11 protein-coding genes are annotated in these 12,759 nt (G+C 42.2%); 8 read left to right on the forward strand and 3 right to left on the reverse strand.

Going from position 1 to position 12,759, the window contains the following annotated elements; translation table 11 throughout:
- The first annotated feature begins 208 nt into the window (after positions 1-208).
- Positions 209-1,780, forward strand: coding sequence for a degradosome RNA helicase CshA (locus HMPREF2704_RS00805; RefSeq protein ID WP_049486402.1), 1,572 nt, complete (start codon positions 209-211; stop codon positions 1,778-1,780).
- Positions 1,781-2,130: 350 nt separating this feature from the next.
- Positions 2,131-3,024, forward strand: coding sequence for an aldose 1-epimerase family protein (locus HMPREF2704_RS00810; RefSeq protein WP_031577127.1), 894 nt, complete (start codon positions 2,131-2,133; stop codon positions 3,022-3,024).
- 16 nt (positions 3,025-3,040) lie between these two features.
- Here HMPREF2704_RS00810 and HMPREF2704_RS00815 read toward each other — a convergent pair whose 3' ends face one another.
- The gene (locus tag HMPREF2704_RS00815; RefSeq protein ID WP_045759230.1) at positions 3,041-3,304 is read right to left on the reverse strand and encodes a GIY-YIG nuclease family protein; all 264 of its coding nucleotides are present in this window, start codon (positions 3,302-3,304) and stop codon (positions 3,041-3,043) included.
- Positions 3,294-4,040 (reverse strand): tRNA1(Val) (adenine(37)-N6)-methyltransferase, encoded by a 747-nt coding sequence (locus tag HMPREF2704_RS00820; RefSeq protein WP_049483665.1) that lies wholly within the window; start codon positions 4,038-4,040, stop codon positions 3,294-3,296. Before HMPREF2704_RS00820 ends, HMPREF2704_RS00815 begins: the two co-directional genes overlap by 11 nt.
- 138 nt (positions 4,041-4,178) lie before the next feature.
- On the opposite strand from HMPREF2704_RS00820, the gene HMPREF2704_RS00825 reads away from it, so the two are divergent.
- Positions 4,179-4,709, forward strand: a complete 531-nt coding sequence (locus tag HMPREF2704_RS00825) for a DUF4352 domain-containing protein (RefSeq protein WP_049486404.1) — start codon at positions 4,179-4,181, stop codon at positions 4,707-4,709.
- Between the two features lie 33 nt (positions 4,710-4,742).
- Here HMPREF2704_RS00825 and HMPREF2704_RS00830 read toward each other — a convergent pair whose 3' ends face one another.
- Positions 4,743-7,082, reverse strand: a complete 2,340-nt coding sequence (locus HMPREF2704_RS00830; protein ID WP_070845409.1) for a cation-translocating P-type ATPase — start codon at positions 7,080-7,082, stop codon at positions 4,743-4,745.
- Between the two features lie 175 nt (positions 7,083-7,257).
- On the opposite strand from HMPREF2704_RS00830, the gene HMPREF2704_RS00835 reads away from it, so the two are divergent.
- The 5 genes from HMPREF2704_RS00835 to holA all read left to right on the forward strand — a co-directional run bounded on the left by HMPREF2704_RS00835 (position 7,258) and on the right by holA (position 12,702).
- Complete coding sequence (locus HMPREF2704_RS00835) at positions 7,258-8,004, forward strand: lysophospholipid acyltransferase family protein (protein WP_070845411.1); 747 nt, start codon at positions 7,258-7,260, stop codon at positions 8,002-8,004.
- A gap of 66 nt (positions 8,005-8,070) precedes the next feature.
- Positions 8,071-8,739 (forward strand): helix-hairpin-helix domain-containing protein, encoded by a 669-nt coding sequence (locus HMPREF2704_RS00840; protein WP_070505808.1) that lies wholly within the window; start codon positions 8,071-8,073, stop codon positions 8,737-8,739.
- Positions 8,720-10,966, forward strand: a complete 2,247-nt coding sequence (locus HMPREF2704_RS00845) for a DNA internalization-related competence protein ComEC/Rec2 (protein WP_070845413.1) — start codon at positions 8,720-8,722, stop codon at positions 10,964-10,966. The genes HMPREF2704_RS00840 and HMPREF2704_RS00845 overlap by 20 nt, the downstream gene beginning before the upstream one ends.
- A gap of 75 nt (positions 10,967-11,041) precedes the next feature.
- A complete protein-coding gene (locus HMPREF2704_RS00850; RefSeq protein WP_070845415.1) occupies positions 11,042-11,644 on the forward strand; it encodes a DUF805 domain-containing protein in 603 nt (200 codons plus the stop codon).
- A gap of 23 nt (positions 11,645-11,667) precedes the next feature.
- Positions 11,668-12,702 (forward strand): DNA polymerase III subunit delta, encoded by a 1,035-nt coding sequence (gene holA / locus HMPREF2704_RS00855; protein WP_070845417.1) that lies wholly within the window; start codon positions 11,668-11,670, stop codon positions 12,700-12,702.
- Positions 12,703-12,759: the final 57 nt, after the last annotated feature.

A 12,759-nucleotide genomic window follows, 5' to 3' on the forward strand; every position in this document is an offset into this window, starting at 1 on the left:
TTGGAAAACGACTTTAATCAACCAAATCCGCTAGTGCGAAAACATTTTTCGCAGAAGGGAATTCCATAAAAAAACGATTGGGTTTTCCTTTAGATGAGTCTTGCGACAGGTAACCGGGAAGGAGACTTCCTATGCAATCAGTGCGTTTTCGCATTGAAAAGAAGTGTGATAAAGTGGCTTCGCACCACTTTTTAGAAAGAAGAAAGAATTGAAATTCAATGAATTTAACTTATCTGCTGAATTATTAGCAGAAATTGAAAAAGCTGGCTTTGTAGAAGCGAGCCCCATCCAGGAACAAACCATTCCGTTGGCTCTTGAAGGAAAAGATGTCATCGGTCAAGCGCAAACAGGGACTGGTAAAACAGCCGCTTTCGGTCTTCCAACGTTGGAGAAGATCGATGTCGATAACACAGTGATTCAAGCACTTGTCATTGCCCCAACTCGTGAATTGGCGGTTCAAAGTCAGGAAGAACTCTTCCGCTTTGGACGCAGTAAGGGTGTCAAAGTCCGCTCTGTCTATGGTGGATCAAGCATTGAAAAGCAAATCAAAGCCTTGAAGTCAGGTGCTCATATCGTTGTGGGAACCCCTGGACGCTTGCTAGATTTGATCAAGCGCAAGGCCTTGAAACTCGATCATATTGAAACCTTGATCCTGGATGAAGCAGATGAAATGCTCAACATGGGCTTTTTGGAAGATATCGAAGCCATCATTAGCCGTGTTCCAGAAACACGCCAAACCTTGCTCTTTTCAGCAACGATGCCAGAAGCTATCAAACGCATCGGTGTTCAGTTTATGAAAGAGCCAGAACACGTTAAGATTGCGGCCAAAGAATTGACAACCGATTTGGTCGATCAATATTATATTCGTGTCAAAGAGGGCGAAAAATTTGATACCATGACTCGTCTCATGGACGTGGAGCAACCAGAACTTGCCATCGTCTTTGGTCGGACCAAACGCCGGGTTGATGAATTGACTCGTGGCCTGAAGATTCGTGGTTTCCGAGCAGAAGGGATTCACGGTGATTTGGATCAAAACAAACGTCTTCGTGTCCTCCGTGATTTTAAAAATGGGAACTTGGACGTCTTGGTAGCAACAGACGTTGCGGCACGTGGCTTGGATATTTCAGGTGTGACCCATGTCTACAACTACGATATTCCACAAGATCCAGAAAGCTATGTTCACCGGATCGGACGGACAGGTCGTGCTGGGAAAACAGGTCAATCCATTACCTTTGTATCGCCAAATGAAATGGGCTATTTGCAAATCATTGAGAACTTGACCAAAAAGCGGATGAAGGGAATGAAACCTGCAACAGCAGAAGAAGCCTTCCAAGCGAAAAAACAAGTAGCACTGAAGAAAATTGAGCGAGACTTTGAAGATGAAAAAATCCGGACCAACTTTGAGAAGTTTGGCAAGGATGCTCGCAAATTGGCTGCAGAATTTACTCCTGAAGAATTGGCTATGTATATTTTGAGCTTGACCGTTCAAGATCCAGACAGCCTTCCAGAAGTTGAAATTGCGCGTGAAAAACCATTGCCATTTAAACCATCCGGTGGTGGCTTCGGTGGAAAAGGCAAAGGGGGCCGTGGAAATGGCCGTCGTGGAGACCAACGTCGTGACCGCAATCGCAGAGATGACCGTGAAGGTGGACGCCGTGATTTCAAACGCAAGTCCAATAAAAATAGCCGAGACTTTGAAGGCAAAGGCAACAAACGTCCTCATCGTACTTCCAATGAAAAGAAAAATGGCTTTGTCATCCGCAACAAAGGGGATAAATAAGCCCTAAGGACGGTCTAGCAATAGGCCGTTTTTTATATGAAAATCAAAAATACAAGGGTTAACCAGCTGTTAACCCTTGTATATTTATAAGGAGACCTAAATGATAACTGACTCTTTTAGAAAAATGTATCATGATAAGGAGCATCCAAAAAAGTCAGACAACAGAAAGAATGAATTCCTAAAATGGAATATTTCTGTTAACATATTAAGTCTACAATTATTTCTAAGCCTTGTCAAGAATTTTTTCTTATTTTTTTAAAATTTTTGACTAGAAAAATAAAAATTGACAATCTCTTCTAAAAGTTTATAATGAATATAATAACTATACTAATTACAAAGAGGTGTCGCCTATGGTGATTTCATTAAAAAATGATGATCTAGAAGTACAATGTAAGACATTTGGAGGGGAATTGAGCTCCATTCGAAGTAAAGAAGGCATAGAATATCTCTGGCAAGGGGATCCAGAGTATTGGTCAGGACAAGCGCCCGTACTGTTTCCGATTTGCGGGAGCGTTCGTAATGGCCAAGTGCAGTATCATCTAAAAGATGGAGTGAAGACAGGCCAGCTTCCAAGACACGGTCTTATTCGCAAGAGAGAGTTTGAACTCAAAGAACAAACAGACCATCGTCTTGTCTTTGAAATCACCTCTAACGACGAGAGCTTACAAAATTATCCCTACCATTTTCGAGTGGAAATCGCATATGAATTGAAAGGGAAAGAAATTACCATCACCTATCGCGTGCAAAATCTAGAGTCAGATCAAGTCATGCCTTATTTCATTGGAGGGCATCCAGCCTTTCGTTGTCCCCTTTTAGCAGATGAAGACTATGAAGACTACGAGTTGATTTTTGAAAAAGAAGAAAGCTGTAGCGTTCCTCTCTTGTTCACAGAAACCGGTTTGGTTGATCGCCTGCAGCGGACGCCATTTTTAGACCATAGTCGTAGCTTACCTTTGCGCCATGAACTGTTTGAAAAAGACGCCATTATTTTAGATCAGTTAGCCTCTAAATCTGTGCAGCTCCTCTCTAAAAAATCTGGTAAAGGTTTGGAATTTGCCTTTGCAGATTTTGAGAATCTCGTCCTTTGGTCTACCAATAACAAGGGGCCTTTCATTGCCTTGGAGCCTTGGACGGGTATTTCCACATCTGCAGAAGAGGGCGATTTCTTCGAAGATAAAAAAGGTGTGATCCAGTTGGCTCCTCAAGAAACACGGAGTCACCAGTACCGTATCACCATTTTGTAAATGAAAAACCGTTGGACTATGGAGTCCGACGGTTCTTTTTGATATAGTTTAGCTTTGCTTGGCGCGATTTCTTTTTAAAGAGAGACTCGGCAGACATAGCAGAGGGTTTATCTGGATAGGATTCTTGGTAAAGAAGTTTAACGGGGAGGCGAGCCCGTGTGTATTTGGCGCCTTTTCCAGCATTGTGAGTCTTTAGGCGTTTTTCGACATCTGTGGTGTAGCCAGTGTAGAGGGAGCCATCCGCACACTCTAGGACATACATGTAAGCCTTAGTTTCCATAGTAGATCTCATGAATCTCGTCTGTATAGCTGCCGTCTTCATTGTGAATAAAGAGAGGAGGCAGAATTGTTAAACCATCTAGTGAGCCATCCTTGATCGCCTCAATCAACAACATATTCGCCTCTTTGGTCACTTTTGGATAGACAAACTGGATCCGTTTAGGTGCAAGATTGTATCGTTTCATAGTTTCGATGATATCTAAAAAGCGATCTGGACGATGGACCATCGCTAAGCGACCATTTGATTTGAGAACCCGCTGAGCCACATGGCAAATCTCATCTAAATTGGTGGTAATTTCATGCCGAGCTAAGAGGTAGTGTTCACTCTCATTGAGATTGGAATGCTCATCCACCTTGAAATAAGGAGGATTGCAGAGGATGATATCCACCTTACTGCCCTTGATATGTTGGGGTAAATGCTTGAGGTCATCTGTGATCATGGACATTTGCTGGTTCAAGCCATTGAGAGCAATGGAGCGGGTTGCCATATCCGCTAGACGTTCCTGTATTTCGACACCAATGATCTGGGCCTCTGTACGAGTACTCGCAAAAAGTCCCACGGCCCCATTTCCAGCGCAGAGATCTACGATCAAGCCCCGCTTGGGCAATTTTGGAAAGCGCGAGAGCAGGACGCTATCCACGGAATAACTAAAGACTTCCCGATTTTGTATAATTTTCACATCACTTGAAAAGAGTTGATTGACGCGCTCGCCGTCTTTTAATTCGATATCTGTCATGGCTCTATTATAGCATGAAAAGAGGCTTGGGAAAAGATGATAATTTTCAATATATTAAAATGATATATTTTTATAAAAACGCTTTCTTTTCTTGTTTAAATATGTTACTATATATTAAAAAAATGGGAGGTTTTGTAAATGAACAAAACGAAAAAATGGTTTGGCTTGGGGGTAACATTGCTTTCAGCAAGTATACTAGTAGCCTGTGGAAATTCTAGTAGTAAGTCTGATGATACTTCAAAAGAAGCTAAAACAGAGAAAAAGGCATCTACTGAAAAGAGTAGTGAAAAGAAATCAACCTATGCTATTGGTGATAAGATTGTTTTTGATAAACAAGCTGAGTATACTATTACAAATGTTGAATGGACTGATGAACGGAATGATTTTGATGAAACAAATCCCGATAAAGTATTAAAAGTAACCTATAATGTGAAAAATCTATCAGATAGCGATCTAGCAGTTGGGGTTGACATTGATCTATTTGTTGGTGGAAATAAAATGGAGACTTATCCTAATACAAATACAATGGGGTCAATTTCACCGGGTCGATCAATGGAAGGTGCTGTACAACATTTTGGTGTAAAAGGGAATGGCAAATTAGAACTTGAAATAAAACCATTTGCTGCATTTAATGAAAAACCTGCGATTGTTGCTTTTGATGCACCGTAAAAAAAAGTTGAGAGTTTTTACTCTCAACTTTTTTTAATCAAATTCATATTTTTGGAGAATCGTAGTGAGGATAAAGATTCCTGTAAAGATAGCCATCAATGCCAGATAAACTGGGAAAGTAGTGGCTGTAAGGAGGGAAATCTCGATTAAGTTTTTCAGCACGACCGCAGATGCGTAGAATCCTACTACAGAGAAGATGATGAGGAGGGCCCGCCAGATATTTAGTGGCAGGCAAGCACGGATAACGGATAGGAAACCGATGGATCCAAGTAAGTAGTAGGATACAGTAGACATATCGGCTGCAGACCAACCATGGCTTGCTCCCCAAAGGCGAATAAACAAGACACTAAAGATGACCATCAAGGCGCTTGGTAAGGCTAACAGAAGGGAACGTCTCAAGAAGTGTTTTTCAACCGGTTTGATATTGCGTTCAAAGGTCAACACAAATGGTGGGAATCCTTCGACGAATTGGTCGATCAGGGTGATTTGAATAGGAATGAAAGGGAAAATCAGCAAATAGTTGACGTTAAAGAAGAGAGCACTGGCAATACAGATGATAGCCAAGAGGAAGGAATAGATCGTTTTGATAAAGAAGATTGGAGCGATTCGTCCAATGTTGTTCACCACACGACGGCCTTCAAAAAGAATTTCTGGAACGTCATTAAAGTCAGAGTTCAAAAGAACAATATTGGCAATCTGACGGGTTGCTGGATCTCCCTCAGCCATCACGATGGAGCAGTCTGCTTCGCGAAGAGCAAGGATATCATTGATCCCATCTCCTGTCATAGCAGTCGTCCGACCAGCTGCTTTCAGGGTTTGGATAAGCAGTTTTTTCTGGTGAGGGGACACGCGCCCAAAGATAGCTGTTTCTTCTGCGTGATCCACTAATTGATCATCAGAAATTTTTGAACAATCGATGTAGTTCTCATAATTTTTGAAGCCAGCTTGTTGAGCGATATAAGAGACCGTCACAGGGTTGTCACCAGAGATGATTTTGAGATCCACTCCTTGTGAGCGCAAATACTCAAGAGTATCTGAAGCCCCTTCACGAATGGGGTCTGTAATCTCAATAACCGCAATCCCTTCAAGATTTTTAGGCAGTTTCAATTCCTGCATGCTGATCAGTTCTGAACTGTGAGCCAAGACGAGCACGCGCGATCCACGAGCTTGTGCTTCGACGACAGGAGCTGGATTTTCTTTAAGGAGCATTTCAGGAGCACCGAGAAAGACGGTTCCAAGGTTGGATAGGTGCATGGCTCCCCATTTCCGATCACTTGAGAAAGGAATAATGTTTTCCGCAGTATAAGCATGCTCCAACTCCCCATAAGCCTTGCGAATAGCTTGAGCAGTAGGATTGGTGTCCTCGCTATATTGCATGTAAGCAGAGAGGATGACCTGGATCGTTTGTTCAGAAAAATGATCAGATAAACTATGGAGAGCTTCGACTGTCATCTTCCCTTGGGTGATGGTACCGGTCTTATCAAGACACAAGGTATCCACACGCGCCAGGGTTTCTACTGAGTACATTTCTTGGACAAGAACCTTGCGCATACCGAGCTTAATAACTGCCGTCAAAAGAGACGTAACCGTCAGTAGGGCAATTCCTTTTGGCAACATTCCCAAGAGAGCTGTGGAAGAATTCACGACAGAATCCTTGATTGGCAGCATCTTGATCAACAATGCTTCAAAGAAGAGGGCAAGGCCAAATGGAATGATAATTTTACCAGTGAAGCTTGAAATTTTCGCTAAGTTATAAAGAATACGCGAATTGATAGGTTTCAAGGTCTTGGCTTCCATCATCAGTTTGTTGGCATAGTTGTTTGCTCCAACTCGCTTGACACGGGCATAGACTTGACCACTGGCAATATAACTACCAGAAAGCAGTTCATCACCAACTTCTTTTAAGACCAGATCACTCTCACCAGTCAGCATAGCCTCATTGGCTTCAGCGATACCAGACATGACTTCGGCATCACTAGGGATCTGCTCACCCGAAGACAAGAGCATTAAATCACCTAGAACAAGCTTTTCTGGTGGAATCGCATCTTTTTCCCCGTCACGAATGACAGTCACTAGCTCACGACTCATGAGATTAAGTTTATCAATCATCCGCTTGGCGCGCATCTCGGTCATGATCCCTGTGATGGCATTGAAGCAAATGACTGCGAAAAAGATCATATTGCTCCAGGCCTGTACAGCAGCTAAGGCCACAGCAATCACAAAGTTTAAGGTATTAAACAAGGTGAAGACGTTGCGCTTGATAATTTGCCAGGTACTGGTACTTGTATTCGTTGTAAAATCATTGGTTTGTCCGCGATCCATTTTCTTACGGACTTCACTGAGGGACAAGCCCTTTAAATCAATAGTTTCCATAGACAATATGATATCATTTTTTTGAGAAAAAGACTATCTAGAATCGGTCCGCTGAGACAATTTTTATCTAAAAAAGGTTTGCGGTCAAAATCAGGATACGGTATAATAAGAAAGAACCTTTTACAGGATGGAATATCTTGTAGAGAGACGAATGAAATGGATTTGAGGAACAACTATGTTTTATACCTATTTACGTGGCCTTGTTGCCTTTATTCTGTGGGTTTTAAATGGGAATGCCCATTACCATCATAAGGACAATATTCCAGATCGGGAAGAGAACTACATCTTGGTATCCCCTCACCGGACTTGGTGGGATCCGGTCTATATGGCCTTTGCAACCAAGCCAAAGCAGTTTATCTTTATGGCAAAAAAAGAGCTCTTTACCAATCGTATTTTTGGCTGGTGGATTCGCATGTGTGGGGCATTTCCGATCGACCGTGAAAATCCGGGAGCAGAAGCCATTAAGTATCCTGTCAATATGCTGAAAAAGAGCAACCGTTCTTTGATTATGTTCCCAAGTGGAAGCCGTCATTCTCAAGACGTCAAAGGCGGTGTTGCCATCATTGCCAAAATGGCGAAGGTCCGTATCATGCCAGTGACTTATACTGGTCCAAGAGACTTGAAAGGGTTGTCATCGGGTGAACGCATTGATATGAACTTTGGACATCCCATTGATATTTCGGATATTAAAAAGATGAATGACGAAGGAGTGGCAGAAGTTGCCCGCCGTATCCAGGAGGAATTTGATCGCTTGGATGCGGAAGCACAAGCGATCAACACCCCAACAAAACCTTTTATCTTGATTCGTTTGTTAAAAATCCTTTTGATTCCTCTTGTCTTAGTAGTGGGCATCTTGACCTTGCTCTTTAGTTACCTGGCAAGCTTTGTATGGGATCCAGACAAACATCGGAAAAACAAGTAAAAAAACTGAGAGTCTTTCTCAGTTTTTTTTATTTTTACGAATAATAAAAGTGAGAGGAGGTTTCTTATGGAGGATATCATCGAAAAAATCAAAGAATATAAGCTCTTTTTGGCTCTTACAGCTATCGGACTCTTACTTGGAGGGTATTTTCTTTTTCATCGACCTCAGTCAAGTGCATCCACCATACCGGATCTTTATCAGGCTTCGAGTTCAACTTCGAGCAAAGAAAAGGTGCAGACCACTAGTTCCAAAGAAGAAAAGACGACGACTTCTGTGTCTGATGCACCCGAGATCATTACGGTCGATGTCAAAGGAGCCGTCAAACAACCAGGTGTCTATGAGTTGCGCTCCAATAGCAGAGTCCACGATGCTATTTATAAGGCAGGCGGGATGACAGCAGATGCCAATAGCCAATCGGTCAACTTGGCGCAAAAACTCACCGATGAAGCAGTGATCTATGTTGCTAAAGAAGGGGAGGATGTTCCAGCACTTGGGAGTTCAGAAAGTCCTGCAACTTCGTCAGCACCAGCAGAAAAAACAGGCAAGGTCCATTTAAATCGAGCGACCGAATCAGAGCTCCAGACAGTATCAGGCATTGGACAGAAACGTGCCCAGGACATTATCGCCTATCGCGAGGCAAATGGTCCTTTTCGATCAGTGGATGATCTGAAGAATGTTTCAGGAATCGGAGAGAAAACACTGGAGAAACTAAGAGATGCTTTCACGGTGGATTAAAGACCTCCCTTTTTCGCTTGTCCATCTCGCCTTTGTGCTCCTATGGCTGTATTTTAGTATCTATCAACCATCTTGGCTTTCGATCAGCGGTCTAGTAGTAGTGGGAGTTTTAGCGGTTCATCACTATAAAGGGGAGCGCTCAAGTTTGCTAGGGCTTGCTTTAGCAACCCTTTGTTTTGCGGCCTTCTTTGTCTTTCAGCGACTACAGGATCATCCAGTACAAGCAGAAAGTCAGCCCCCATCCCACTTACGCCTGATTCCAGATACCATCAAGATCAATGGGGACGCCCTGTCTTTTCGTGCTAAAAATCAGGGAAGAACCTATCAAGTCTTCTACACTTTAAAATCAGAAAAAGAAAAACAGCAGTGGCAAAGTCAAACCCACTTGCTGGAGTTGACATATAAAGGTGTTATAGAAGAACCAGAAGGGCAGCGAAATTTTAGAGGATTCGACTACAGGTCTTATTTGCAAACACAGGGGATTCACTATCAAATAAAAATTGAAGCGATCCAATCCGCGCTTCCCATCCAAACTTGGAATGTTTTTGACTGGCTATCTCAATGGAGGCGCCAAGCCATTGTTTGGAGCAAGGAGAACTTTCCGCAACCGATGAACCAGTATATGACCGGCCTTCTTTTTGGCTATTTAGATACGGATTTTGAAGAGATGGACCAGCTTTACACGAGTTTAGGAATCATCCATTTATTCGCCTTATCTGGTATGCAGGTCGGCTTTTTCATCAATGGGATCCGAAAAGGTCTCTTACGTCTAGGAATCTTGCAAGAGACAGTTGATGTTTTGATGGTTCCAATCTCTTTGGTCTATGCTGGCTTGACAGGTTTTTCTGTTTCAGTGGTTCGCAGCCTCTTGCAGAAGATCCTCTCTCAAAAGGGGGTCCGAGGGATGGAGAATATGGCGATGACCTTGATGATCTTAATGTTGCTCATGCCCAATTTTCTCCTGACAGCTGGAGGGGTCTTGAGTTGTGCCTATGCCTTTATTTTGACCTTGGTAGATACCAGTTCTTATTCAGGACTTAAAAAGATACTAGTGGAAAGTTTTTGGATTAGCCTGGGGATTTTGCCCCTTTTGACCTATTACTTTAGCGTCTTTCAACCCTGGTCACTCCCTTTAACCTTCCTCTTTTCTTTCTTATTTGACCTTGTCCTTCTTCCAGGTTTAACGGTGCTATTTATCTTATCGATTCTAAAGCCCCTTACAATTTTTAACAGTTTCTTTCTTCTCATAGAGGAGTGTATTCGTTGGATTTCAAAGCTCACGTCGCTACCTTTGGTATTTGGTCAGCCGACGGGACCAGCTCTGATCGCTCTCTTCCTTCTCTTAGGGATCTTGTATGATCTTCGAAAGCAAAAAAAACGTCGTTTCCTGTTAATAGGCATGATTCTACTCATCTTTTGTTGGACCAAGCATCCTTTAGAAAATGAGATCACCATGGTGGATATCGGTCAAGGAGATAGTATCTTTTTACGCGATTGGAAAGGAAGAACCATATTGATTGATGTCGGAGGACGTGTCACTTTTAAAAGTGGAGAAAAGTGGCAAGAACGCAGTCAATCTGCCAATGCGGATCAAACCTTGATTCCCTATCTCAAGAGTCGAGGTGTTGGAAAACTCGATGCTTTGGTCTTGACTCATACAGACCAGGACCATATGGGCGATATGGTGGAGGTTGCCAAACAAATCCCAGTTAAAAAAGTGTATGTCAGTCCAGGTAGTCTAACTAATTCTCAATTTCGAGAGAAATTGAAACAGCTTCATAGTCCGATTAAAGTAGTCCAGAGAGGAGATCAACTACCTATTTTTGATCATCATCTAGAAGTCTTATCCCCTGATGAAGTGGGGGATGGTAAAAATGATGATTCGATTGTCCTCTATGGGCAGTTCTTTCAGAAACGATTTTTGTTCACGGGTGATTTGGAAGAAGCTGGAGAGAAAAAACTATTGAAAAACGATCCACAATTACAAGTAGATGTCTTGAAAGTAGGCCACCACGGTTCTAAAGGTTCCTCTAGTGATATGTTTTTAGATCAGTTACATCCTCAGTTGGCCTTGATCTCTGTTGGAAAGAAAAATCGCTACCAACATCCCCATAAAGAATTGCTCGATCGTCTAGAGGAACGCTCTATTTCTTATCTTCGTACCGATGAAAGGGGATCAATTCGCTTGATTGGGTGGGACCATTGGAGGGTAGAAACGGTCCGCTAGAGACGAGGAGAGGTTTGCTTTCTATGCTGAAAATTGCTATTATAGAAAGTGAAATCAATGTAAAGGTAGAATCGTATGAACGCATTTAAGCAATTTTGGATACAGTATGCAGATTTTTCAAGTAAGACCAGTCGGGCCCATTTTTGGCTAGCTTTTTTCTGGAATTCCCTGATTTCGTTGCCTCTTTGGGTTTTTTACATCGTGACCTCTTTATCCCATCAAAATGCTCAAGAAACGCTCAATTTTTCAACTGTTCATTCTAAGACAGGTTTATGGGCGCTCGCTTTCTTAGCGTTCTTTTACTTCCTCATTTTGGTACCCAGTCAAGCCATTTGTGTGCGTCGCTTGCGGGATGCTGGGATTCATTGGTCTTGGATTTTTTTGAACCTTGGTCCGGTTCTGCTCTATTTGTTGACGGGTCTAGATATTTTCCTATTTCTCTGGGTAATTACAGTTATTTCCCTCTTGATTCTCATGATGCTTCCAGGGAAAAACACCTTCCCACAACCAGTAGAAACTCCTATGGGAGTGGCTTCTGAACCACAGGTCACAGCGACAGGGGGGAGCTTTGGAGGCAACTCCTTTGAGCAAATCCCTAATTTTGTAGCAGCACCTGATTTGTCTGATGAAAAACCACCATTGGAACAAAAAATAGCTGCTGAACACGAAATACACTAGACTGATAGAAATAAGAGAGTTTCATGCAAGCAATTACCGACACTAAACATCTGACGGTTCAAACTCTGCCTCCTATTCTTGTCTTGACGGGTGAGGATGTAGGTCAATTTGAATGGTTAAAAAAAGACATTTTAAAAAAAATAGGCTATGATCCTTCAGATTTGAATTATTCTTATTTTGATATGAAGGAAGCCTCCTATGCTGAGGTCGAGCTGGATTTGGTCAGTCTTCCCTTTTTTGCAGATGAAAAAATCGTGATTTTAGATCACTTATTGGATCTAACCACTGCCAAAAAGCGCAATTTAACCGATGAAGATCTGAAGCAATTTGAAAATTATCTGGAAAATCCTTCTGAATCGACCCGTTTGGTGATATTTGCAGAAGGAAAATTAGATAGTAAGCGCCGCTTGGTCAAACTCCTAAAACGGGATGCCCAAATCATTGAAGCGACTACTCCTAAAGAGCAAGATTTAAAGCGTTATTTTGCAAGTCAGGCCCAAGAATTGGGTTTACACTTTGTGGGCGATTCCTTGGACCAGCTACTTTTAAAATCTGGCTATGATTTTGGAGAATCACAGAAGAATCTTGCTCTTTTGCAGGCTTATAAAGAAGATGGTCAGATTACCCTCCAAGATATCGAGGAGGTTGTTCCAAAGTCCTTGCAAGATAATATTTTTGATCTGACACAAATGATTCTCAAACGCCAAATCGATCAAGCCCGGAATTTGGTTAAGGATCTCCGCTTACAAGGAGAAGATGAAATAAAATTGATCGCTATTTTGTTGGGTCAATTCCGAATGTTTTCTCAAGTTAAAATTTTCTCAGAAGAAGGCCAAACTGAAAGCCAAATTGTAGCGAACTTGTCGGACTTGTCAGGACGCAAGGTCAATCCTTACCAGGTGAAGTTCGCCCTACGGGATAGCCGCAGGCTTTCCCTGTCCTTTTTGAAGCAAGCTATGATGACCTTCATCGAGACGGATTATGCGATTAAAAGTGGAACATATGAAAAAGACTACTTATTTGATTTGGCCCTGTTGAAAGTAGCGAATAGCGTCTAACGATGAATGAAATCGCAAGCAGATTAGTTGAATAATTTAGCTGTTTGCGTTATCATC

Source organism: Streptococcus sp. HMSC076C09 (assembly GCF_001837905.1).
In the GTDB taxonomy this organism is placed as follows: domain Bacteria; phylum Bacillota; class Bacilli; order Lactobacillales; family Streptococcaceae; genus Streptococcus; species Streptococcus parasanguinis_I.

Bases quoted from the DNA above. Each gene is read 5' to 3' on its own strand.
- HMPREF2704_RS00810 (WP_031577127.1), top strand. From the start codon at position 2,131: ATGGTGATTTCATTAAAAAATGATGATCTAGAAGTACAATGTAAGACA.
- HMPREF2704_RS00815 (WP_045759230.1), bottom strand. From the start codon at position 3,304: ATGGAAACTAAGGCTTACATGTATGTCCTAGAGTGTGCGGATGGCTCC.
- HMPREF2704_RS00820 (WP_049483665.1), bottom strand. From the start codon at position 4,040: ATGACAGATATCGAATTAAAAGACGGCGAGCGCGTCAATCAACTCTTT.
- HMPREF2704_RS00825 (WP_049486404.1), top strand. From the start codon at position 4,179: ATGAACAAAACGAAAAAATGGTTTGGCTTGGGGGTAACATTGCTTTCA.
- HMPREF2704_RS00830 (WP_070845409.1), bottom strand. From the start codon at position 7,082: ATGGAAACTATTGATTTAAAGGGCTTGTCCCTCAGTGAAGTCCGTAAG.
- HMPREF2704_RS00835 (WP_070845411.1), top strand. From the start codon at position 7,258: ATGTTTTATACCTATTTACGTGGCCTTGTTGCCTTTATTCTGTGGGTT.
- HMPREF2704_RS00840 (WP_070505808.1), top strand. From the start codon at position 8,071: ATGGAGGATATCATCGAAAAAATCAAAGAATATAAGCTCTTTTTGGCT.
- HMPREF2704_RS00845 (WP_070845413.1), top strand. From the start codon at position 8,720: ATGCTTTCACGGTGGATTAAAGACCTCCCTTTTTCGCTTGTCCATCTC.
- HMPREF2704_RS00850 (WP_070845415.1), top strand. From the start codon at position 11,042: ATGAACGCATTTAAGCAATTTTGGATACAGTATGCAGATTTTTCAAGT.
- holA (WP_070845417.1), top strand. From the start codon at position 11,668: ATGCAAGCAATTACCGACACTAAACATCTGACGGTTCAAACTCTGCCT.